The organism is Bacillus nitroreducens (genome assembly GCF_964021195.1).
This window is the reverse complement of sequence record NZ_CAXHYI020000003.1, coordinates 3,024,225-3,048,127: the sequence shown is the minus strand read 5'-3', so window position 1 is coordinate 3,048,127 and position 23,903 is coordinate 3,024,225. Positions and strand designations below refer to the sequence as shown.

The 23,903-nt window shown below is 36.9% G+C and carries 21 protein-coding genes and 4 pseudogenes; 6 read left to right on the top strand and 19 right to left on the bottom strand.

The features are described 5' to 3' along the window. Positions 1 to 3 precede the first annotated feature (3 nt). The 6 genes from ACWPVE_RS18765 to chvE form a co-directional block, all read right to left on the bottom strand. Positions 4 to 1,167: a cation:dicarboxylate symporter family transporter gene (locus tag ACWPVE_RS18765; RefSeq protein WP_453996020.1), complete on the bottom strand. Its 1,164-nt coding sequence runs from the start codon at positions 1,165 to 1,167 to the stop codon at positions 4 to 6. Positions 1,168 to 1,649: 482 nt separating this feature from the next. Then, positions 1,650 to 2,135, bottom strand: a complete 486-nt coding sequence (locus tag ACWPVE_RS18760; protein WP_453996018.1) for a GyrI-like domain-containing protein — start codon at positions 2,133 to 2,135, stop codon at positions 1,650 to 1,652. Between the two features lie 62 nt (positions 2,136 to 2,197). After that, a complete protein-coding gene (locus ACWPVE_RS18755) occupies positions 2,198 to 2,653 on the bottom strand; it encodes a hypothetical protein (protein WP_453996016.1) in 456 nt (151 codons plus the stop codon). 198 nt (positions 2,654 to 2,851) lie between these two features. After that, positions 2,852 to 4,015, bottom strand: a complete 1,164-nt coding sequence (gene mmsB, locus ACWPVE_RS18750; protein ID WP_453996014.1) for a multiple monosaccharide ABC transporter permease — start codon at positions 4,013 to 4,015, stop codon at positions 2,852 to 2,854. Continuing rightward, complete coding sequence (gene mmsA, locus ACWPVE_RS18745; RefSeq protein WP_453996012.1) at positions 3,999 to 5,549, bottom strand: multiple monosaccharide ABC transporter ATP-binding protein; 1,551 nt, start codon at positions 5,547 to 5,549, stop codon at positions 3,999 to 4,001. The genes mmsB and mmsA overlap by 17 nt, the downstream gene beginning before the upstream one ends. 75 nt (positions 5,550 to 5,624) lie before the next feature. Continuing rightward, positions 5,625 to 6,716 carry a multiple monosaccharide ABC transporter substrate-binding protein gene (gene chvE / locus ACWPVE_RS18740; RefSeq protein ID WP_453996010.1) on the bottom strand — a complete coding sequence of 364 codons (1,092 nt, stop codon included), beginning with the start codon at positions 6,714 to 6,716 and terminating at the stop codon, positions 5,625 to 5,627. Positions 6,717 to 7,302: 586 nt separating this feature from the next. Between chvE and catA the strand changes: the two are divergent. Beyond that, a pseudogene (catA, locus tag ACWPVE_RS18735) lies at positions 7,303 to 7,948 on the top strand (type A chloramphenicol O-acetyltransferase); the annotation flags it as partial. 204 nt (positions 7,949 to 8,152) lie between these two features. On the opposite strand, the pseudogene ACWPVE_RS18730 reads toward catA, so the two are convergent. The 4 genes and pseudogenes from ACWPVE_RS18730 to ACWPVE_RS18715 all read right to left on the bottom strand — a co-directional run bounded on the left by ACWPVE_RS18730 (position 8,153) and on the right by ACWPVE_RS18715 (position 11,703). Next, positions 8,153 to 8,481, bottom strand: a pseudogene (locus ACWPVE_RS18730) (HIT domain-containing protein). Positions 8,482 to 9,317: 836 nt separating this feature from the next. Then, the gene (locus ACWPVE_RS18725; protein ID WP_453996008.1) at positions 9,318 to 9,800 is read right to left on the bottom strand and encodes an N-acetyltransferase family protein; all 483 of its coding nucleotides are present in this window, start codon (positions 9,798 to 9,800) and stop codon (positions 9,318 to 9,320) included. 473 nt (positions 9,801 to 10,273) lie between these two features. Beyond that, positions 10,274 to 10,804: a GNAT family N-acetyltransferase gene (locus tag ACWPVE_RS18720; protein WP_453996006.1), complete on the bottom strand. Its 531-nt coding sequence runs from the start codon at positions 10,802 to 10,804 to the stop codon at positions 10,274 to 10,276. Positions 10,805 to 10,839: 35 nt separating this feature from the next. Then, entirely contained in the window at positions 10,840 to 11,703 is an 864-nt protein-coding gene (locus ACWPVE_RS18715; RefSeq protein ID WP_453996004.1) for an alpha/beta fold hydrolase, read from the bottom strand. Positions 11,704 to 11,876: 173 nt separating this feature from the next. On the opposite strand from ACWPVE_RS18715, the gene ACWPVE_RS18710 reads away from it, so the two are divergent. Together ACWPVE_RS18710 and ACWPVE_RS18705 are read left to right on the top strand one after the other, a co-directional pair. Next, on the top strand, positions 11,877 to 12,464 hold the full coding sequence (locus ACWPVE_RS18710; protein ID WP_453996002.1) for a TetR/AcrR family transcriptional regulator: 588 nt from the start codon (positions 11,877 to 11,879) through the stop codon (positions 12,462 to 12,464). 80 nt (positions 12,465 to 12,544) lie between these two features. After that, complete coding sequence (locus ACWPVE_RS18705) at positions 12,545 to 12,727, top strand: hypothetical protein (RefSeq protein WP_453996000.1); 183 nt, start codon at positions 12,545 to 12,547, stop codon at positions 12,725 to 12,727. Here the strand turns inward: ACWPVE_RS18705 and ACWPVE_RS18700 are convergent. The 6 genes and pseudogenes from ACWPVE_RS18700 to ACWPVE_RS18675 form a co-directional block, all read right to left on the bottom strand. Beyond that, positions 12,728 to 12,940, bottom strand: a pseudogene (locus tag ACWPVE_RS18700) (IS1595 family transposase); the annotation flags it as partial. Further along, positions 12,937 to 13,116, bottom strand: a pseudogene (locus ACWPVE_RS18695) (IS5/IS1182 family transposase); the annotation flags it as partial. The pseudogenes ACWPVE_RS18700 and ACWPVE_RS18695, both read right to left, overlap by 4 nt. A gap of 337 nt (positions 13,117 to 13,453) precedes the next feature. Further along, positions 13,454 to 14,668, bottom strand: coding sequence for a response regulator transcription factor (locus ACWPVE_RS18690; RefSeq protein ID WP_453995998.1), 1,215 nt, complete (start codon positions 14,666 to 14,668; stop codon positions 13,454 to 13,456). Continuing rightward, a complete protein-coding gene (locus ACWPVE_RS18685) occupies positions 14,661 to 16,496 on the bottom strand; it encodes a cache domain-containing sensor histidine kinase (protein WP_453995996.1) in 1,836 nt (611 codons plus the stop codon). Before ACWPVE_RS18685 ends, ACWPVE_RS18690 begins: the two co-directional genes overlap by 8 nt. An 18-nt stretch (positions 16,497 to 16,514) precedes the next feature. Next, positions 16,515 to 17,510, bottom strand: coding sequence for a substrate-binding domain-containing protein (locus ACWPVE_RS18680; protein ID WP_453995994.1), 996 nt, complete (start codon positions 17,508 to 17,510; stop codon positions 16,515 to 16,517). A gap of 292 nt (positions 17,511 to 17,802) precedes the next feature. After that, positions 17,803 to 18,456, bottom strand: a complete 654-nt coding sequence (locus ACWPVE_RS18675; protein ID WP_453995992.1) for a DUF1643 domain-containing protein — start codon at positions 18,454 to 18,456, stop codon at positions 17,803 to 17,805. A 415-nt stretch (positions 18,457 to 18,871) separates the two neighbouring features. Between ACWPVE_RS18675 and ACWPVE_RS18670 the strand changes: the two genes are divergently transcribed. Further along, entirely contained in the window at positions 18,872 to 19,171 is a 300-nt protein-coding gene (locus ACWPVE_RS18670) for a hypothetical protein (protein ID WP_453995990.1), read from the top strand. 165 nt (positions 19,172 to 19,336) lie between these two features. Further along, a complete protein-coding gene (locus tag ACWPVE_RS18665) occupies positions 19,337 to 20,557 on the top strand; it encodes an ISL3 family transposase (protein ID WP_082090051.1) in 1,221 nt (406 codons plus the stop codon). A 293-nt stretch (positions 20,558 to 20,850) separates the two neighbouring features. Here ACWPVE_RS18665 and ACWPVE_RS18660 read toward each other — a convergent pair whose 3' ends face one another. Then, the gene (locus ACWPVE_RS18660; RefSeq protein WP_453995988.1) at positions 20,851 to 21,351 is read right to left on the bottom strand and encodes an SRPBCC family protein; all 501 of its coding nucleotides are present in this window, start codon (positions 21,349 to 21,351) and stop codon (positions 20,851 to 20,853) included. Between the two features lie 317 nt (positions 21,352 to 21,668). Between ACWPVE_RS18660 and ACWPVE_RS18655 the strand changes: the two genes are divergently transcribed. Beyond that, positions 21,669 to 22,067, top strand: a complete 399-nt coding sequence (locus tag ACWPVE_RS18655; RefSeq protein WP_453995986.1) for a hypothetical protein — start codon at positions 21,669 to 21,671, stop codon at positions 22,065 to 22,067. 74 nt (positions 22,068 to 22,141) lie between these two features. On the opposite strand, the gene nadR is transcribed toward ACWPVE_RS18655, so the two are convergent. Together nadR and pnuC are read right to left on the bottom strand one after the other, a co-directional pair. Continuing rightward, on the bottom strand, positions 22,142 to 23,167 hold the full coding sequence (gene nadR / locus ACWPVE_RS18650; protein ID WP_453995984.1) for a multifunctional transcriptional regulator/nicotinamide-nucleotide adenylyltransferase/ribosylnicotinamide kinase NadR: 1,026 nt from the start codon (positions 23,165 to 23,167) through the stop codon (positions 22,142 to 22,144). Beyond that, on the bottom strand, positions 23,164 to 23,862 hold the full coding sequence (gene pnuC, locus ACWPVE_RS18645) for a nicotinamide riboside transporter PnuC (RefSeq protein ID WP_453995982.1): 699 nt from the start codon (positions 23,860 to 23,862) through the stop codon (positions 23,164 to 23,166). The genes nadR and pnuC overlap by 4 nt, the downstream gene beginning before the upstream one ends. Positions 23,863 to 23,903: the final 41 nt, after the last annotated feature.

Below are 23,903 nucleotides of genomic sequence, written 5' to 3'. Positions count from 1 at the left end.
TTTTTATACAGCTTCATCTTTTCCAAAAAACTTATTTACGACCATACTAATAGCTCCATCTCCTACCACATTGGTAGCTGTTCCAAAACTATCTTGAATCATAAATAACGTTAACATTAGCCCTAATGCTGCTTCGTCAAACCCGAGAGAAGACTGCAAGATTCCCAACGCCGCTAGCACTGAACCACCAGGAACTCCGACAGCACCAACCTCGATAATGCCTAATAAAATGATAAATGAAATCACTACACCTACTGGTGGTAATTGGCCCGTGGTCATTTGCGAGACAGTAAATGCACTAATCGTAATCGCCATGGCAGCACCTGATAGATGAACGGTATTGCATAATGGAATTACAAAGTCTGCAATACTCTTTTTCATGTAAGGAACCGTTTTGGCTTGTTTTAAGGCTACAGGTAATGTCGCTGCACTGGACATTGTACCCAATGCTGTAAAATAAGCAGGAATCATCGCCTTAAACATCGGAATAGGATTATTTTTTGATATCAACCCAGCTACAGAGTATTCAATAAATAACCAGACAAACTGCAAAATGATAATTAAAAGTAGCATCTTTCCAAAGATTCCAATGCTAGAAAACAGCTCTCCCTTTGCAGTGATTCCAGCGAATATACACGCAATAAAGAAAGGGAGAATCGGAAGAATAATCTTATTGATACATAGGGTAACGATATCTCTTAATTCACCTATCGCATTCTTAATAGTTGTCCCTTTTACAACCGTACTTCCAATACCTAGGATAAAAGCAAGGATTAAGGCACTCATTACACTCATAATTGGAGTCATTTCAATCTCAATATACGGTGCACCAATTGCTGCTGCATCTGCTCCTGAACTTGAGTCAATGGCAAAAAGCGGAATCACCAGATAAGCCACACCAGCTGCCAACCCGCATGCGATGATGGTATCAATATACGAAATCCCAACAGTGAAGCTTAATAACTTCCCTGCCTTTTTCCCAAACTCTGAAATGGCGGCAGCTACAAACGAAATAATGATAAGAGGAATAATAAATTTGATTAATCCACCTAATAACACCCTGCCTGTCTCTGTTAATCGAATCAACCAATCAATGTCTAAAAAACCAATCCCAATCCCAATCAGTAGACCTAGAATCAACTTCGGAATAAGTCCCAACTTCGGCATACACATTTCCCCCTTCTTTATTTTGTTGTATTCAGTATCAGATAGATACTACATACCAGTTCAGTTGATACCTTTAGAAAAATATCAAACTAGAAAACGATACCAGATGGCACAAACAATGATCTATCTGAGATTAAGGCTATATGACAAATCTGGCATCTACTCTCCCAAACTATGAGAAGTTTTTAATATACATTGTATGAACGAACAAAAGAGGATATGAAAGAAACAGTGGGACGGTTCTAGCGTTTCCCTATTTTTTTACATTTCTAGATTCAGAATCAGGGCAAAGAGCAAAGCAATGGTTCGATAGTTGTGGGACAAATTGGCTGTGTAGTTCTTCTTGTTACACTAAAGAAGTTAAAGTTCACAAATCTTTAGGGCAATTGAAAAAGGCAAGTTGTCCAACACAACTTGCCTTTCGTTTATAGCGCCACACCAGTAAAGACGACCGTGAATAAGTCTATGAGTATCGAGGAATTTCACTTCTTTACGATCGGGATATATATGTCAAAGTGTGGATCAGTGGGATCTCGATCGAGTGGATATCGTTCATGCTTTATGGGCATATATTTATCAAAGTACTCTACACCCGCTTCTCTATATGCTTTATACTCACTATTCAATAACCAATTATGTAAATCCGTATAGGTCCGCTTGATATCTTCGCCTTTGTTATGTGTGGTTTTCACATACGTCAATTGAGGTACTTCAATTTCTACCATTCCATCAGGAACTTCTTGTTGATCATTTACTTCGTACACGGCGTAGTGCACAAAGCCATTCTCAATTACATGATACGATAATCCTAGCTGAACATGTGGGTTTAATTTGTCTTCTAACTCTTTGGCACGTTCTTCTGCTTGTCGAATGACATTTTTTAAATAAGGCACAATTTCAGAGAATGTCCCTTCCCATTTTAATCCGACTGCACGATAGCTGGGTAAAGACAAAATTTCATAGCGCACTCTAATTCCTCACTCTCATTTATAATTGCACATTTTCTCTTTCGCGAACATCTAAATGGCACTCACCTCCAATTAAAAGGAGTATATTCTATTATTTCCCAATCCAAACCTGCTCTCAAGATTATCAAATTCCAATTATCGCTCCATCCTTCTACCACATACCTTACAGAACCTACCATTATGCTCATATCATCCAGGCCTACTTCATATGAATCTTTATCCGTTTGAATGACTAAAGTAGTATGGATCGGTGGAAGTGTTCGTGTGTCAACCTCTTTTAACTTTATTTCTTGCTTTAACATTTTTTCAATTAATTCATTATCCGTTATTGTAGCTGTAACAGTTTTTGTCACAAGCCTTGGTTGATCATAAATCGTGATTTGTTCTACAATCTCCTCTTCATCCATTACATTCTCCAAAACTTCAGCAAATGTCGTTTTCTTTGAATGTTCATTAATGAAGTAACCCACACAAATAATCACTATAGCAATCGCCGTAAAAACTTCCTTCTTGTTCATAAACAATCCCCCGTTAAGTGACGCAAAACTTAGGTTTCTTCAAAAACGAAACACGATTTTGATTATTTGTCACCTCATACCCCTACCTTATAAAAAGTACGAAAAAGTTAACGAGAAAGTTTCAAAAATTCACAATTTAATTCAGACTCTTGAAAATGGAAAAAAATAGGGGAACGACAGAACCGTCCCCTTGTTTCACTATTTTCCTGCGCGGTTTTTGTTGTAGATGTCGAATCCTACTGCGAAGAGGAGGACGAGGCCTTTGATGGCTTGTTGCCAGTCGATTCCGATTCCGATGAGGGACATTCCGTTGTTCATGATTCCCATTACGAGTCCACCAACAATGGCACCGATGACCGTTCCTACGCCTCCTGCCATGGATGCACCACCGATAAAGACGGAGGCAATCGCATCGAGTTCAAGCATGTTACCTGCTGCAGGTGTGGCTGAATTAAGACGTGAAGCAAACATTAAACCAGCTAATGCAGCAATCACTCCGTTGTTGACAAATACCCAGAATACGACTCGCTTTGTTTTTATCCCAGACAAATCAGCCGCTTTTTGGTTCCCGCCTGTTGCATATACATGACGTCCCATGACGGTGTTATTCATGACGAAAGTGTACACCACGATAAGAATAATGACGATGATTAATACCATTGGGATACCTTTGTTTAACGCCAATTGGTAAGCGAACCAGTTAATCACGGCGATTAATAAGGCAAGTTTTGTGACAGATAGCCATAATGGTTTTACTTCAAGGTTATATGATAATTGTTTTTTACGGTTCCTAAATTCCATATAAATCAGTACAATTGATAGAATAATAGATAATATGAGCGTTAGTAAGTGCAAGTCTCCAGAACCAATCGCTGGTAAAAATCCACCGCTTAGCGCCTCAAATGATTTCGGAAATGGCGCAAGTGATTTCCCATCTAACAGATACAAGGTCAATCCTCGGAAAATTAACATACTGGCCAAGGTCACAATAAAGGATGGGATCCCTACATATGCGATCCAAAAACCTTGCCACACTCCAATAATGGCCCCAACTAAAAGCGATAGAAGGATCGCTGCCCATACAGGTACGTTGTGATTGATCATGAGTACCCCTGCAATTGCGCCGACAATGGCGACAACGGAACCGACAGATAAATCAATATTTCCTGTAATAATAACTAAAACCATTCCAATTGCCAGGACGAGGATAAATCCATTCTGCAAGATAAGATTGGTTAGGTTTAATGAACTAAAGGATATTCCATCTGTTAAGATCCAAAACAGCCCTGCAATGAATACAAGTGCAATGATCATTCCATATTCCCGGATATTATTGCGAAATAAATTACTTAGAGTTTGCACGTTTCGTCCCTCCTGTTCCCGTCATATAACGCATGACGCTTTCCTGGTTTGCCTCTTCACGACCTAGTTCGCCCGTTATACGGCCTTCATTCATGACATAAATACGGTCTGACAGCCCTAAGACCTCAGGTAACTCTGATGAAATAACAAGGACACCCATTCCTTCAGCCGATAATTCGTGGATAAGCGAATAAATCTCATACTTCGCCCCAACATCAATTCCTCGAGTCGGTTCATCTAAAATCAAGATATCTGGCTCTGTAAAAATCCACTTACTTAAGACAATCTTTTGCTGATTTCCCCCGCTTAGATTTCCTGCGAGCTGTGCCAATGTTGGCGTTTTGATATTTAGTCTTTCCCGTAGCATCTGAGCTTCCTGAACTTCCTTGTTTTCATCAATTACTGTATTCGTTGAAATTCGTTTGAGGTTGGATAACGTTATATTCCGTTTGACGTCATCAATTAGATTCAGACCATATGTTTTCCGATCCTCTGACACATAAGCAATTCCATGCTGAATCGCATCGCTCACTGTATTTATCTGTATTTCTTCACCGTTTTTGTATAGTAAACCGGTAATTCTTTTCCCATATGATTTTCCGAAAATACTCATCGCAAGCTCGGTTCTTCCTGCTCCCATTAAGCCTGCTAACCCGACAATTTCTCCACGACGAATCTGGAGGTTCACATTGTCGATGACTTTCCTATCACGCTGTAACGGGTGATACACATTCCAATTTTCCACTTCAAAAATCACGTCACCTATGGCTGGGATTCGTTCGGGATATCGACTCGTCAACTCACGTCCTACCATCCCTTTGATCATTCGATCCTCTGTTTCCTTTTCACCCTTCGTTTCAAAGGTCTCAATTGTTTGTCCATCTCGTAAAATCGTAATGTTATCCGAAATACTCGATACTTCATTTAATTTATGAGAAATGAGGATAGAGGTAATTCCTTGTTTTTTTAGTTCAAGTAAGAGGTTTAATAAGTTTTCACTATCTGTTTCATTTAAGGCTGCAGTTGGTTCATCTAAGATTAACAGTTTCACATTTTTGGAGAGTGCTTTCGCAATTTCCACGAGCTGTTGTTTCCCAACCCCGATATCCATAACAGCCGTGTTTGGTGATTCGTTTAACCCTACCCGCTCTAACAGCTTTTTTGCATCAATAAATGTTTTCTGCCAATTGATAATTTTTTTGGATTGGCGTTCGTTGCCTAAAAATATATTTTCGGCAATCGATAAAAAGGGGCTCAACGCCAACTCTTGATGGATAATGACAATTCCAATTTGTTCACTTTGCTTAATGTCTTTAAAATGACATTCTTCTCCTTCAAAAACGATGCTTCCTTCATAGGTTCCACTTGGGTATACACCACTTAATACTTTCATCAAGGTTGATTTTCCAGCACCATTCTCACCGACGAGTGCATGAATTTCTCCCTTTTTCACCTTGAAATTCACATTATCAAGTGCTTTAACTCCTGGAAATGTTTTAGTAATGTTATTCATTTCTAAAATATACTCAGACATATCCTCACCACCTCATTAAAATCCTGAATGAAAATTTAGTGGTGATAGAAAACATCACCACTAAATCGGGGGAACTTATTTCAAATCGTCTTCTGTATAATAGCCGCTATCAATTAACAATTCTTTGTAGTTATTGATGTCGACGGATACAGGCTCAACTAAATAAGAAGGAACAACTTTTTGACCATTATCATAGGTTTCAGTATCATTTACCTCTGCTTCTTCACCAGCTTCAATTGATTGAATCATTTTTACCACTACGGCAGCTAAATCACGTGTATCTTTGAACACAGTTTGTGTTTGCTCACCTGCAATAATCGATTTAACAGAAGCAGATTCCGCGTCTTGTCCTGTTACGATTGGAAGTGGAAGGTCAGCAGAACCGTATCCAACACCTTTTAATGCCTGAATAACCCCACGGCTAATTCCATCATACGGTGATAAAACGGCGTCAACCTTTTCTCCACCTGAATAGGCCTTACTCAAAATATTTTCCATACGTGATTTTGCCGTGTTCCCATCCCAGCGCATGGTTGCACCTTGATCAAATTCTGTTTGACCACTTTGAACCACCAATTTTCCACTGTCAATATATGGTTTTAGAACAGACATTGCACCATCCCAGAAGAAATACGCATTATTGTCATCTGGTGAACCACCAAATAATTCAATATTAAATGGTCCCGCCTCTTCTTTCAGATTCAATGCCTCCTCAATATAAGAAGCCTGTAAAACACCTACTTGGAAATTATCAAATGTGGCGTAATAACTTACATTTGGAGTTTCCATAATTAATCGGTCATATGCGATAATTTGAATGTCTTCGTCAGCTGCTTTTTGTAAAACATTCGTTAACGCCGTCCCATCAATGGAAGCGACGACTAAGATCTTTGCGCCTTTTACAATCATGTTTTCAATTTGCTCGATTTGCTTATCAACATCATCTTCCGCATATTGCAAATCCGTTTTATACCCGATTTCCTCTAATTGCTTCACCATATTATTTCCATCATCCACCCAGCGCTGTGAAGACTTCGTAGGCATCGCAATTCCAACTAACGTATCCTTCGAATCTCCTCCAGAACTTGATGATTTTTCATTTCCACTACAAGCCACTAACGCAAATACCAAACTAACGATGAGTGCCAGAAAACCTACTTTCCGCATAATTGTAACCCCTTTCATTTTTTTCATTATCTAACTACCTATTAAACTATCACTTCATAGATGAATGGGCTTTACACAAAATTAAACAGTTTTTATAATTTTTTAAACTTTGTCATAAAACACACCATTACTTACAGGAAACGGGTTTACTTGTATACCAGCTACATCAAGGCTCTTGTTTGTCGCTATATCTGCTTTACTCCATGCTCCAGCAACCATAGTAAAGCTACTTACGATCTCGGAAAAAAATATCCCCGAAAAAACATGATGATATCCTGCTAGAATTACTCCATAGGATTACTCATCGTCTTTTCGGGGATTTTCAAGTATCCGTATTCATTTAAAACTGTAAGTTTTTACATTTGGTTAAAAATAGGTTTCGTTACTTAAACCTCTGTTAATAAAAAAAACTAACTAATAATCGCAGATTTTAGCAAGGATTGAGTGGGAATGAAATTTTATTTACACCTTTAAATTTGTTACAATATAATTTACCATCCTAACAAAGGATTGATTTTCATGAAGAAAGCAGACAAGTTAGCCTCCTAAATTCTATACAGAGAAAAAAATTTAGGAGGCAACTGAAATGAATTTTACTAAAATTAATGTAGACAATTGGAATCGAAAAGAGATCTTTCATCATTATTTGGACCAACAAACGACCTTTAGTATAACCACTGAGATTGATATTAGTATTTTATACCGAAACATTAAACAAAAAGGATATACATTTTATCCAACCTTTATTTACTTGGTGACAAGTGTAGTAAACTCAAATACAGCATTTAGAACTGGTTTTAATAATGAAGGAGAAGTAGGGTATTGGGAGAAATTATTCCCTCTCTATACGATTTTCGATAGTGATTCTAAGGCATTCTCAGGGATCTGGACTCCTGTAAAGAATGACTTTAAAGAGTTTTATGAGTTGTACCTTTCTGATGTAGAAAAGTATAATGGAACAGGTAAATTGTTTCCCAAAACACCGATACCTGAAAATATTGTATCCATATCTATTATTCCATGGACTTCATTTTCTGGTTTCAACTTAAATATTAACAATAACAGGAATTATCTTTTACCTATTATTACGGCAGGAAAGTTTATTAAAAAAGATGATTCCATTTATTTACCACTCTCATTACAGGTCCATCATTCTGTTTGTGATGGGTATCATGCAGGATTGTTTATGAACGCTATCCAGGAATTGGCAGATCGTTCTAATGATTGGCTTTAAACATATGCAGTAATGTTGACTGTTCTGTTTAGAGTCATTGCTACTACAAAAATGCGATGATCCATTCTTGGGTCATCGCACTACGTAACTTTATTTGAATGTTAATTTGGTATAGATTTTCCTTTTCTAAAAACCTTTTCCCATACGGTTCTTGCTCCAAATCCGTTCCCTTATTGATCAATTCTGCCCTATGGCTTATTAACTATCGCAAAGGTTCTCCAGAGACTATATGCCAATGGAGATGTTTTGAGTCTTGATAATTTCCTAAGTTGGTTATCACTCTGCAAGCCCCGTTTTCTTCAGTAATCATAGTTGCTAGCTTTTTTATTACTCCGAGTAATTCTAGTAATCATTCATTATCACTATCTTCTAATGAAATGAATGAAGGTATATGCTTCTTCGGAATAGCCACAATATGGACAGGATAAAAAGTTGTATGATAATATCCTAATACATTTTCTGTCTCTAACACCTTATTACCTGGGTTTTACCACTTAATACTTCATCACAATAAAAATCTTCAGTCATCATATCCTCCTAAAAAGTTCTATTATCTTTTCCTACGATCAATCCCATCATTTGAAAAGGCAGTTTCTCATAATCAGAGGTACTTCACGTTTCTGCAACGCAGCTGCTTTTGTACGTGATAAAAACAAAAAGAAAAACACCCAGCATAAATAGCACGGGTGGTAGGTGTCTGAACGCTTTTGAATTCTCTTACTCTATTTTCGAATAGAATCGTTATTGTAGCCTAAATTTGGCCAACACGATGTATTTATCCTAATATAGGAAAAAGAAATCAACGTACTTCTCCATCCTTTAATCTTCTAACTTCATCTTCTAAATAGCTTATTCTGCGATTTATGCGATAAAATATAGGAATATTAATAATCACCATTACGATGATTACACATATAAAAATGGATATTTCAGTCATTAGAACACCTCGATATCGATAAGTTTATTATTTTAAGGATGCTACCCTTTCAAAAACGAAAAAGGCTTTCGGTTTTAGAAGGTAAACCTAATTTACAAATGATTCATTATTAACCTCTAACTTCTTACGTACATTAATCATTGGAGAGTCCATCTTGTTTGCAGTATACAATTTCATCTTCCCCATTATGCATCAGCTCCACGAACGATCTAAACCCACAACCATTGTTAAAAAGAAACGTAAAACAAGTAAACTAATGAGGGGAACACATTTTATTTTACCTACGTTTTATTAATATCAATCGTTTACGATATTTTCCAATTTCAAGAAAATTATATCAATTCAACAAAACTTGGTCAAGTAGGAGTGCCGAGTACCTTAAGATTAAGTGAAGGTTAAAGTATTACGGTAAAAACTCAATACGCTAGCTTTAAACTTTTAACACCATCCTTACTGTCTGTAAAATGTGACCATCAAAATCCTCTTCAAACTCTCTGACAATCTCAAAACCTTTCGCTTTATAAAAGGTCATTCCGATTTTATTCTCCTTTTCAACATTTATATAAATCTCAGTTACACCGTCTAAGTGAATCCCCTTTTGTAACAATGCTGAACCTATCCCCTTCCCTTGTTGTTCTGGGTAAAGATAAATAGCCCCTAACTCCACTTTTCCATCTTCTCTTACGGGAGAATAATTCGCAAAACCTACAATTCTATCGTCTACTTCAGCCACAAAAAGAGTAGAATGCTCTAACCGATGCTTCATTGTTTCATCATTGTAAGCCGATTTTAAGAAGCTTTCTTGTACCTTTGAAGGAATGATTCCTTCGTATGTAGCTTGCCACGTTGTTTTTGCCACATTTTGCACTTGTTTTATGTCTTCTTGTTTCATATTACGTATAACAAACGCCATTCTAATCAACCTTTCCCAATTTTATTCCAATAATTTCAAACATTATATAATTAGTTTTGATAACAGTGGGCTTTTTCTTTTACGTTTTTTTGAAAGAAGAAAAAGAGCATTTCTGTACGCTATGCTCTTTTTCTTTAACTAAATATAATGTTATTGGCTCTATTTTGATTGGCGATTTCATGTTTTTTTACACCAAAATGTTAAGGGGCCGAGGTAGTATGTTGTATTACCATTTCTCCTACTAGATGTTTACAGTTTTTTTTATTTTCTAAAAATAGCTAAATAATATTCCTCGAAGTATGAATCTATTAAGAAAACTCCAACCACTGCACAAGATATCCTTTTTAATAGAGGAACGCTTAAATCGTAACAACTTCATCTTCTTCAATTCTAGAACCTCTTCAGAAAAAGCCATATTTAAACACCAATTTTAAAATATAATTTATGGTCTTATTCTTGATTTCTACTTGCATTTATTCAAAAAACACACTAGGATATTCAACAACTCCCGAAACTTTATCGAGGGTATTTTCACCTAATTCCATTGCCATGAATGCCTCATCCGGTACTTCAAAAGGTGCTTTTATCCCCCAAGTGGATGCTTTTTTGAACCCGAACTTCGGATAATATTCTGGATGCCCCAAGACAACAACTGAATGAAATCTTAGCTCTTTTGCTTTTTGCAATGCTTTACTAATCAATAACTTACCTACGCCTTGATTTTGATATTCAGGTAATACAGACACAGGTGCAAGAGCAAGTGACTCTACAACTTGATCTTCATTCTTAATTTTCACTTTGGAAAATAGAATATGTCCCACTATTCGTTCATTATCCATAGCCACTAAAGATAATTCAGGAATAAATACATTGGAGTTTCTAATGCGACACACCAAATTATGCTCATTTTTATCACTATGTTCTGCATTAGCAAATGCACATTTTACTACGTTTTCAGTTATTTTATAGTCCTTAACCTGTTCTTGTTTAATTATTATGTTCATTTCTTTAAGCTCCTGTTCTGATACATATTATTATTTTACTCTTTCTCTAGGAATGTTTTAATAACTCGGGTAAACTCTTCAGGTCTCTCTTTCTGTGGCCAATGTTTACACCCTTCCATTACATATATTTCGGAGTCCTTAATAACCTCATGTGCTCTCAACGCATGTTTAATAGGAACCATCGTATCTTTTGAACCATGTACGATTAAGGTTCGTTTCTTAATTTCAGATAAACTTTCTGCCAACTTAGTTCTAAGTCCCTTTCTTGTAATCTCACTTCTCTGAAATGACATAAATGCTTTACCAGCATGTGGTGCTTGAAGAAATGCATAAACTTCATCTACAAGTTCTTCTGATAAATTATTAGGATTTCCAAACAAACTATTTAGCAGTGTCCACTTTACAAATCTTCTGCTTTTACTTGACCATTTATATGAAAGCTCATTTAAGAATGATTTTGTATACCAATAAGTAAAAAGATGGTAAGGAAGTTTACTAAATAGCCCCCATGCACCTACTAGTACTAGCTTTTCTACTCGAGATGGATATTCGAGCGTAAATCCAAGAGAAATTCCTCCACCTAAAGATAGTCCAATCAAGTTAGCCTTCTCAAGGTGAAGACTATCCATAATTTGATTCAAAATATCAATGTAATATGAAAGTGAATATTCTACATTAGGTTTATCACTTTCTCCATACCCAGGAAGATCAGGAGCAAATACACGGTGTTTTTTTGATAAGTGACCTAATACCTCACTCCAAGAAATATTTGCTGAATCAACACCTGCTCCATGCAAAAGTATCACAGGAGAACCTGTATCTCCAGCTGTGTAACAATTGACATTTACATCATTTAGTTTAAGTTTTATCTTTTTAACTTCTGGCAAATTTCCTAGCATATTAATCCTCCAAAGTATTTTAATATATTCATGTTACATCAAACTTTAGTTATGAACTTTTTTTATTATTTTAGTACATAATATACAAAATTACTTATTTACGCAATAATTTATGAACAATTTGTATTGTTATATTACATATTTTTTATTAAACTAACACTGAGGTGAAGAAAATGGATGGGTTTGAAAAACGTAGGGAACAAAAGAAAAGAGACATATTAAATGCCGCATTAACCCTATTCATGGAGTATGGAATACAAAAGGTATCTATTACAGAAATAGCTAAAAAGGCCAATGTATCGCAAGTCACCATATATAATTACTTTGAAAGTAAAGATAATCTTGTTCGTTTAGTTTTTAAGTTTTATGTTGACCAGATATGGGATGAACAAAAACTTCTATTAGTTAATGACCTTCCATTTAATGAGAAGATTAAAAAGATTATGTTTGAAAAAGGTATTGCCGCTAATCAAATGAGCGAACGTTTTTTTCAAGACTTTATGAAAGATTATGCAAGTGGGCAGAGTTATGTTGAAGAAGTATATCAAAAGGAAGCCCTTCCACTCTTCATTAAACTTTTTAATGAAGGTAGAGAACAAGGATATATTGATTCTGAGATTTCAGATGAAGCTATCTTATTCTATTTAAAGATGTTTCAAGAATATTTGCAGCGTGAAGATGTTGCCACAATGACACTTCCTATAGCAGAGGATCTTACCAAGCTTTTCTTTTATGGCATAGCAGGTAGGATAGAAGATTAAGACTTTGTTCAACAAGAAAAGTTGGGCAGGATTTATAAAATTAAGTGTTCATTGACCACATTGTTAGAGTGGCAAATTCAATGGAACACACTTTCATTGTTGGTGGACTAATCATTTTAATTGGAACGGCTTTATTTTGGGAAATTGTAAAAAGGGTAACTCCTTTCAACGAGTATACATTTACGCATCCAGTTAATTTAGTAGGATTAATTTCCTTTGGTTTAGTGGTCGTTGTAGATTTATTCGTCTTGAATTTAATCTAACTAACCGCGCAAATCTTTAACAGTTAAATAACCAGATTTTCGGCATGCAGAAATAAGCATTTGCTCAACTTGTTTTTCAAATGCTAAGTTCTTTCCTAATTGAAGCCAACAAAAACAGTAGAAGTAGTTATCTAAATATTTAGTAACCATACCTTGAAACGTGACCATTCAATCTTTCAAACGTTAATGAAGGTTATTGTCGTGTTTAACATGCGAATAGGGTCGACAGCATTTCGACCGTTATCATGACAGTAATTTTCCTTAAGCTCTTCATATACGAAAGAGAAGTCCACAAGTTCAATTTTCCGTAGCATATTATCCTGCGGAACGACAATATCATAGATTTGCATAAACGGACTAAAAGTCATTGATTGTTGTTTTTGAATCATAGAACCCACCCACATAGAATTGATACAACCAGTATACAATGAAAAAAGGTATTATTTTCTCAAATTCAAAGAAAATAATACCTTTTTAACTAATGTTGATTGGAGCGGAAGGCACGAGACTCCTGCGGGAAAAGCGTGGCCAGGGGAGACCCCGCAGGAGCACAGCGACGAGGAGGCTCCCGGACCGCCCGCGGAAAGCGAGTGGCTGCAGCGGAAATCAATACCAATTTTAGAAAGGGACTTTTTCAGTGCCCTCTCTGTAAACAATGCTCTTTTTCTTCGACTAAATATAATGGTATTGGCTCTATTTTATTTGGCGATTTTCATGTATAAACGATTACAGGTGCACGTTTTCCATCTCATTCTTAAACTGCAGGGGTGAGATACCGACGACCTTTTTAAATGTGGTGCTAAAGTAATGTTGTGTATCATATCCAACGGTTTCTGCGATTTCTCGTATGGTGAGATTTGTTGTTTTCAATAAATCAACGGCTTTGTTAATGCGCATTTGTGTTAACAGACCAACATAGGAAATCCCAAGCTCTTGCTTCAACATCCGACTTAAATAAACACTGGTCACATGTAATTCTTCTGCTACCCGCTCTAACGTGAGAGAAGAATCCTGATAATGCTGTTGAATATAAGCGAGAGCTTGCTTAACAATTGGAGATATTTTAATTTGCTGCTCAACCTGACGTTTGCATTGATCATAGACCTTATATAATTGATCAAAATCACCAATAAAAATATCTTCCACATGATAATAAATTGTAAGATTAAAAAAGGATTGCACGACTTCTTCGATTCTTGTAAGGAGTTTCTCATTGATTTGCTCCCATACACACACATTCAGCAAATGAGATTGGTCCCAAAAGATTACCGCCTTCTCTGATCCAATCATTTCTTTTACGATATTCTCGATCGCAAATACATATAATTGCCGATCATTTTCTTGCATAAACGTCTGATTCAAATGATAATCGGGCCACTTAATCACGAGATATTGAGTTGGAAGTGCGACTGGCAGGTGTAAAAACTGAAGTTGTTCGGTTATCTCTTCATTCGTTAACTGACCTGCAATCCAGTCTTGGAAAAAACGTTCCTTAAGCTGGGTATGATTCCGTTGGATTTGGATGGTAGCTTGATTGAGATACTTTTTCTGATTGATTTCCTGATCAAGTTTTTGTTTAAGCTCCATGATGAGAGCTTCTAATTTTCCTGGATTGATCGGTTTTAATAAATAATCTTCGACCTTTAAACGAAGGGCTGCTTGTGCATAACGAAAATCATCATAACCCGAGATAACCACCATTTTACAGTTGGGCAATTGCTCCTTGATTACTTCCATTGCCTCGAGTCCATCCATGATCGGCATATTTAAATCAATGAGTAACAGATCAATCTGGTATTCAATCGCTAATTCAACGGCTTCTTCTCCATCCTCCGCTTCGCCAATGACCTCCATATTAAACTTTTCCCAATCGATCGAAGAATGGATCCCATCACGAATAATAAATTCATCATCAGCAATTAATACCTTCCATTTATGCATGTTGTTTTCGCTCCTCTTCCCATCCAATATCTTCTTCTAAAATAGGTAACACTAACTCGAGCGTTGTCCCAACCTTTTCTTTACTGTCAATCGTAATCCCGTATTGTTCCCCGAATGCAAGTACAATTCGAGCCTGAACGTTCAAAATTCCATATCCTTTTTTATGCTTCGATTCACTTTGATTTTCGGTCCTTCTAACCGCATCCTTTAGGGCTACTCGGATTTCGTAAAGCTGTTGCTCTGTCATTCCAGCGCCATTGTCAGAAATCACGAGGCGCAATTGCCCGTTATGTTTCTTAGCGGAAATGAGGATTTGCCCTGGGCCCCGTCGTTCCTTTAAGCCATGGTAGATGGCATTTTCGACGAGTGGCTGCAGGATAAATTTCAGCACATACAACGACCCGACACTTTCATCTACTTCAATCAGATACTGTAATTTTTCACGATATCTTGTTTGTTGAATCTTTAAGTAACTCTCGATATGCTCAATTTCCTTATCGAGAGGTATTCGATCTCTTCCCTTATTTAATCCAATTCGGAATAATTTTGCTAACGATTCAACAACTTCCGCTATTTCAATCGCTTTTTGCTTTCGCGCCATCCATTGAATCGTATCGAGGGTATTATAGAGAAAATGAGGATTGATATTCGCTTGCAAGCTTCTAAATTCCGCTTCTCGTTTCTGTCTCTCATGCCTCTCCGTTAAGTGCATCAATTGGTTGATTTGTTTTAGCATTTTATTAAAACTTCTACCAAGCATACCAATCTCATCGTCCCGTTTTTCTGTATATCTGACCCCAAATTCCCCGCCTTCCGCTTTCCTCATAAATCTCATTAACTGGCGAATTGGCTTTGAAATGGAATTGGATAAGAAATAAGAAACGGGAATCCCAAATAAAAGGATAATAAATACAAAAACAACTAGATAAAACTGGATTTCTCGTATTTCGAGAATCGATTCCTCGGTAGGAAAGACGCCAATGGTGGTCCAGTTTGAATAGGGTGATTTTTGAAATATAAACTGCAGCTTCTGAGATCCAATTTTTGTTGAAAACGTACCTGATCTTTTTCCATCGAACCACTCATTCGGGATTGTCTCAATTAAGGGATCGTTTGGTTGATAAATTGGTCGACTTTGTTCATCAATCACCGTCAAATAGCCTGTTTTTCCTAGTCTGACATCGGATAACGTTTCAGCCACTGTCCTAACCTTAAAATCGATCAAAATGACCCCTAGTACGTCCTGTGAAATGGGATCAATGACAGCGCGAACCCCTGACACAACTTCATCATTTTTGTAACTGACCAAGGACGAAAGATGACGGTCCTTCGGTTGACCAATCATTCGAAATATCCCTTTGTTTTCTACCGCCTCTTGATACCAAGATTCTTCTGTTAAATTCTCAGTAGCAGGAGCGTACAGTTCATTACTTACATACTCCCCTTCGCTATTCACCACTAACACCCCTGCTACCTCAGGCATAAGCGTTGTAAAATTACGAAGGTAGCGTTGAATCTCATACTGATTTGTTCGATATTGACCTGGCTGCTGACCATTATGATGAAAAAAATCCTCAATCCGTTCATTATTTGAAATAAAGTAAGTAACACGTTGCATGTTGTTGATGTAAAATTCCAGTGTTTCGTTTACTTTACTAATCAGCTGTAAGGTATTCTGGTTGACCTGCTCCTCCACCACACGCTCAACCGTCCAATTAATTAAGAAACCTAGACAGATTATTGGAATAATACTAATGATTAAAAAATGAGATATCAGCTTATAGCGAATTGGTAAATTATTAATTTGTATGAATTTCTTCAATTCCACCAATCCATTCCTAGAAGATTATTGTGGGTAATAAGCATTCACATTTTCCTTTGTCACAATCGTCACCCCTGTATCAACGAAACGAGGCAAGGGTTCATTTTCCCGATCTTGTTCATGAATGCCATGCTGCAAGTGAAACAAAAATTGTAAGGACCAATACCCCATTTCCCATGTACCCTGTGCAAGGGTCGCAGAAATCACATCGTCCTTAATCATATCGAGTGTTCCCTTATCTGTATCAAAACTTATGATTTTAATAGAGTCCTTAAGTTGTTGATCGATGATGGTTTGCCCCACTCCTACTCCACCATTCGCTTCCGTAACGAAGACACCTGCTAGATCTGGATACTCGGCAATCATTTTTTCGGCTGCCTCCTTTGATATCATTTGATCTCCTCTTCCGTCTTTGACAGAGACAACCTCCATTTCAGGGTATTCTTTGAAAATTGTATCTTGAAAACCTTTGGTACGTTCCTGATGGTTTAATTGATTAGGAAGCGTAATCACGCCCACTTGTCCTTTTTCTTTCAGTAACTCTGCCATTTTGTGAGCCGCCTCTACACCTGCTTTGTAATTATCCGTTCCCAGAAACGAATACGCCTTACTTGCCGGTGCATCGGCATCGAACATCACGACTGGAATGCCAGCCTCCACCGCTTTATCAATCACGGGGTTTAACGCTTCTGGATCCATTGTTGATATAGCAATCCCCGCTGGATTCTTCGCGATTACCTGCTCTAGAACCGTCATTTCCTCGTAAACATCATATTGCGTTGAACCTCTGTACTCGATTGACACATTTAAGGCTTCAGCCGCATCCTCAAAACCTTTTAACGCGCGCTTCCAGTAATCAATCCCTACCATAAATGTGACCATCACATACGTTTCATCCACATCCCCTACCAGCTCATTCCCGTTCCAAGCACGTTTCGTCGAACTCTCTGCTTGATAGTTGTATATATAAAGAACAAACAACCCAATGAGCAACAGATATACGAAAAGTAGCTTCTTCACGATTGAAACCCCTTTCATAATAAAGCATGATTAATAGATTCGTTTTTTAATATATGCCTATTATAGCGTAACTCTTCCGAAATTTCCCACTATTTTCGAGAGAGGTATAGGTGTCGGATTTTGATTTATGAATGATTGTTTTGTTCATTCCTTATAGGAGATTTTTCGAAAAACTTTCTAAACAGCATTTGCTCCCTAATGATAAAAGTTTACTTTTCGGAAAATAACTTAGGTGAATCCCCCGCATTTTATCATCAAAATTTGGCGTTCTACAATTTGTTACTTTAATTTGTTACACCAACCTTCTCATATATTCTAACCACTTTACCTTTCCTTTCAAAGGTGGAGGACTCGCGTGATAATAATAAGGCTTACGATCATGTTCCATCCCGATGATGTTGTCCTTAGGAAGACATTGAATGGCACGTTCTGCTAGTTTTCTTATGACTGGATCTGTCCCCCAAGCGAGAATAATGGGTCCTTTCAATTTAGAAAGGATGCTATTTAGTTCCTGACGCCTCACAGGTGAGAAAATACTGTGATTCACAAACTTGTTGTTCTCAGCAAGCTTTAGTTTTTGCCTAAACTCAGCCATATTACCTGCACGTAGATCGGACAGATTAATTAATAATACATTTTTCCAAGTCTTTAGCTTCATACATCGCATTATTTGATATTGGGTATTGTCGGTTTTAGCGAGGGTATATGTTACGGGAATTTGACCAACGGGTACTTGTGGGATGTCATATGTTGAACGTTTTGGCATGCATTGGCCTGGATTGACTAATACAAATAAAGCATCAAATTTCTCTTGTGATTTGTAGTCTTTCCTATAAATCCAAGCGAAGTTTCTACATTGGAACTCTGTATTGTTTACGTCAACCTTGTAAAAACTCCCCTCTACCACAAATTCATTCTTTAATATATCTACTTTTACAAAATCCATTAAAATCCCTCCAAAGATTTTAATAGGCATTGGCAACAGCAACAACTTCCAAGGACACCTTAAAATTAGGCCATAAGTCGGATTACATACATATTACTATCATACTTCCAATACCTAACAAAAATTCCAATTCCAATAGCAACAGCCCTTATCAACCATCTTTATCAACATTTTCAATTTTTAAAAAGGAAAAAACACATTCATCTTGAATACTATATGAAAGGGCTCTCATGAAACAGAGGTGAAACAGAGGGACGGCTACTGTTTCCCTAATTTTTTACATCTATTAACTCGGAAAATCAGGGACCAGGAGAATTCTATCTGATTTGAGGACAAGCTCCAAACTGCATTAGCAAAAAATTCAAATAAAAAACTACAAATCAATAAATATATCAATCATTATAGGAGAGGTAGAATGGCTAATAAAAAAGTAATTCATATAACAACCAAATCGCTCCCAGAGTGGTTAAACAAAGACATTGAAAAATATATTAAAAATAAAGAGAACACATTTAAGCCGGGCTATGTTCTTTCTCAAATTTATAACCAATACTCTTCTGGGTACAAACAGATTGTTTCAGTGATGACAGGAAATACAGAATGGATCGCAGTCGCAAGAGAAAGACTCGCATATATCGATGAGAACCTCGAACTCATTTTAAAAACAATAAAAAGAAAGCGATTGCAACCAACTCTTTTAGTGTTACAAATATAGCTGATTATTAAAACAGGGGGACGGTTCTTGCGTTTCCCTATTTTTTTACGGCTCTATAATATTTGTTGGGGTTTAAACAAAATTTTGTGTGCATAAAAAAACACGCAAACTCCTCATTCTTTTATACTTGAATTGTCGAGAAACAAGTCTAAAGAATGGAGTTGCGTGTATATGGATTTTACCATGATTATTCCTGGATTAAAAGGGTCTATCCTAACCAATGTTGAAGAAGTGGGCGAAGTTATCCGCCTGTACGTTGAAATGGAGCGAAAAGTACATCGGTGCCCTAAATGTAATCAAAGGACGAGTAAAATTCATGACTATCGTATACAAAAAATTCAACACTTAAAGTGGTTTGAAAGAAAAACCCAAATCTTTTATAAGCGTAGACGATATGTCTGTGAATGTGGGAAACGTTTTTCAGAGAAAAATCCTTTTGTCATGCGTTATCAACGTACCTCAATAGAATGGAATCAAGCTATATCAATTAAAGCGATTAAAGGAAAAACATTTAAGGAAACAGCTGAAATCTACGGGTGTTCATCTTCAACCATTATACGTCGATTCGATCAAATTTCACGAAGTGAAATTCGTCCGGTGGAAGAATTACCTACAGTTATAGCTATTGATGAATACAAGGGTGATACCCGCGAAGGGAAATACCAGTTAATCATTGCGAATGGGATAACAAAAGAACCGATTGATATTCTACCAAATCGTTATAAACGTACGATAAAGGACTACTTAAGAAAGCACGGATCTAGAGTGCAAATAGTCATAATGGATATGAATCATTCCTTTAAAGCAGCCGTTCAAGAGGCATTGGGTAAACCTGTTATTGTAGCTGATAGATTTCATTTTTGTCGTTACATCTATTGGGGTCTTGATGGAGTAAGACGTCGAGTACAAAACCAATTTCATGGCTACGACCGTAAAAAGTGTAAACGTATGAAACATGTCTTTCATAAAGACTGCCAACGCTTAACTAAGGATGAGAAATGGCATTTAAATCGTTACTTGGAGATGTCGAATGAACTCAAACAAGCATATGAAATTAAAGAGGCATATCGTTCTTGGTTTTTACGTGCCAAAGAAAACGGAAAAAACAGTATCAGTTTGGTTAAAAAGGAATTGGAAGAACTATATAAGTTAATTGAGGATTCAAAGATACCTGAAATGATTAAAGCAATAAAGACCATACAAAATTGGCAAGTTGAAGTGTTAAATAGCTTTGCCTATGAATATTCAAATGGGTTTTTAGAGGGAATTAATAATTCAACCAAAGTTCTAAAGAGAAATGCTTATGGATTTAGAGTTTTTGAACGCTTTAGGGCGAAGATTTTATTAACACACAAGTATAAAAGAATTGGGGTACATATTGGTTAACCGAGTTGGTGTGATTCTCCTCTATAAAAAATGATGAATGGTACCATCCATCATTTTTTATAGAGGCCACCAAGCGTAGCGCGGTAGCCTAAAACCCCAACATTTGATTTAGAACCTTTTTTACATTTCTAAACAAAGTAAATCAGGGGCAAGAAAATTCTTTTCTTATTTCGAGAACAGCGACCATGCCTAGAACCTGCAAGAAGTGCATATGTGGGGGGAAACTTACATTGACTTATTAGCTGGATAAAAAAACAGAGCATCCCTCTTAGCTGCCCTGTTTTCAATATGTACTAGAAATTTGGATATTCAATTTTTCCAGTTTCAACTAATTGCTTTAGCCCTAAGAACATGTAATGCCAACCTTGTTCCGTTTCTCGTTCCCATTCCACATGCGCTTTTTCGATATCTTCTTCTGTCCAACCTTCTTCATGAATGACTGTAATTTCTTGGGTAAACGTCATCTCCGTTCCATCTTCAGTCGAATTGAATTCCACGGTAATGACATCATGTAGATCACTAAATTGTGGCATCTGAAAAGTGAACACGATTTTATTGGGAGCGTCCAATTCTTTATATTCGCCAATTGCTCGATAATCTTTTCCCTCGCGGTGGTCTACAACTTCCCAACTACCGCCGATCCTTGGATCATTTTTAGACACTTTGTTGGTATGCTCCATTGTAAAAAACCATTTCTTCATTAATTCAGTGTTCGTCCACACTTCAAAAACCTTTTCAGCAGGTACGTCAAACGAGCGTTCCATGACTAGAGTTGTTATTGATGTTTCAGCCATTTTCGATTCATCCTTTAAAATTGAATTTAATACACTTTCATCTTACTATACGTTCTTCATTTCTCAACCACCCCACCACCGCTGGAAAAATAACATGCTCCTTTCTCAACTCCCAGAACGTGGTTAAAACGATCCATTAATGTATGTATTGAATATCCCTTATTATTCTACGGAGGTGATTAGTCCGCATAATCCAATAGCAGTACTTTTATCATTAAAATATTTTAAAAAATAGTTATTTATGCTAGCCCCTTTTTCTTGTAAAATCTAAGAGACCACCATCTTTTGGTATAGATTGTTTCAAAAGGGAGAAGCCCATGTCAACAATTATAAAAAGAAAAATATTAACTGCCATCATCAGCAGCCTTGTAGTTAGCTTGATTTTTATGGTTCCAGGTGGATTTAACTTGAATGGATTTGCGAATTTGTATTATCTAAACCTCTCGATCGTTGTTTCATATGGGGTGATCGTATCTATCTTAAGTGATTGGCTTAGTAAAAAGATGTTTACTGCAACAAAATCCCGAGAGAGTACGTCCTTTCTGTTTCATTGTTTTTTCGGTACCATTTTTCTGGTTCTCAGTCTGGTTTCTGCCATCTCCTTTTTTATCGTGGACCGTTTATTAATAAAAGTAAAGACGAAATGGTGGCATGTCATTTTGGCCGTATTACTTGTAGTACTTGTGTATTTTATCCTTATAACGATCGGGGATTAATCCTATAAGAAACAATATAAAAGACCTGAGCCCATTATCTCAGGTCTAACGTTTCGCATTAACTCTTGAAAACATTAAATCCCTACTCTTCGCCGTATCAATTCCATTGATTTTTCTAGCCTCTCTCGGTAAGTTCCGCCAATACACTCGAACTGAATACCATTTTGATTCAAGATCTCTTTTAAACGCTGATTATTCTCTTCTCGTACCTGTTGTTCCCCGTGCACCCGTAATCCATCATCAACCCATTTCACATCAGGCTCTAAAAAGAGGCACAGGTCGTATTGTTGGATTTTAGCGACTTCATCTAACACTCCCTGCGTTTTCTGGTTGTAAAGCTTCGAATAAAATTGTGTGACAGCCGCTTCCGTGTCAATAAAGACGATCTTATTTGCTTGTTTAATCGCCTCATATTCTTTTATTTTATGACCGTATGCAATAAGAGGATAATCCTCGTCTAGCATAATGCCATCACAGCCTCCCAATTCTTCACAAAACTCCCTGCCATATTCACTTACATAAGTCGTGTTATAGATGCGAGCTAAATTTTTCGTCAGTGTTGATTTTCCACAGCTCTCCGTACCCAAAATCACAACTTTTTTCACGAAGAATGGCTTCGCTACTTCAGGAATGTAGTCCCAGTAATGAAACACACCATTCTTTCGAATGTCAGTCGCTGAAATCGGTACCTGTTCCCTCTTTTCATCAAGTAAAATGTGGGCTGCCTCAGGATATAGTTTCTGAAAAATCGGGTCATATTCTACTTCTGAGCTAAACACCACATCAATATTCTTCCCGATTGCAGCCTGTATTTGTAACGATCCTTCATGCCAATCGTAATCCTCATCACCGTCATGATCCTCCACTTTGATGACCTTCACATGTTCCATGTCCTTCGTAAGTTGGGAGAGCCAGCGTAACCGAATGCAACTTGGAATGTAGGGTAGCTTACTACCTTCGCATAACTCCCGATCCCGTTTTTCACTATGAGACAGCACGACATACAATTCATTCACAATTGTAGAAGCTTTGATGATGGCAAACACATGTCCTTGATGCAAAGGTAAAAACTTCCCACCGTAAAATCCAACCTTATTCATGAAACGTTCTCCCCTTTCTGGTGTTTATATACTTTCGACCAGTTGTAATATCCATACATACTATTGATTAAAAACGCTGACCACATGACAAGCATCGATATATCGTTGCCACCTTGTAACAATAAAGCCTTCACCCAAAGTGCTATGGAAAGTACGTTCACAGCAATCCAAAATAACCACTGTTCGGTGAATCGTTTGAGCATTAAAATTTGGGCAATCATCGATAATGTTGTCGTTGCCGAATCAATCCAAACAACATTCCCACCAATTCTTTCAAGCAAGTAAGCATAGAGAACAAAGATTACTAGAAATGAAGATAAAGTAAGTAACCAACCTCTTTTCGTTAACACACTAACCTGAATCTCTTCCCCTTGTATGGTTTGCTTTGATTTATTTTTACTCCATAAATAAAGCCCCACAAACTGGAGTGGAAAATAAAACAAGCCATTCAACATGACTTCTCCATATAAGCCATAACCGTATGCGATATAGGCATATGTTCCAGTTTGGATAATGCCAAAATAGTAATTGCTGATTTTCCCTTTCGCCACTAACACCACACAAAGCATGCCTGAAATGGAGGTTATTAAACCGAGAAATGTATCATCCCAAACAAAAAACAAATATACATTTACAAATGTAAAAATCACAAGCCATAGCTTTTCAAACAAGGTCCAGTCTTTTAAAACTTTCATTTTACCCACCCCTTATTGATTATCAATTAACAAATCGTTAA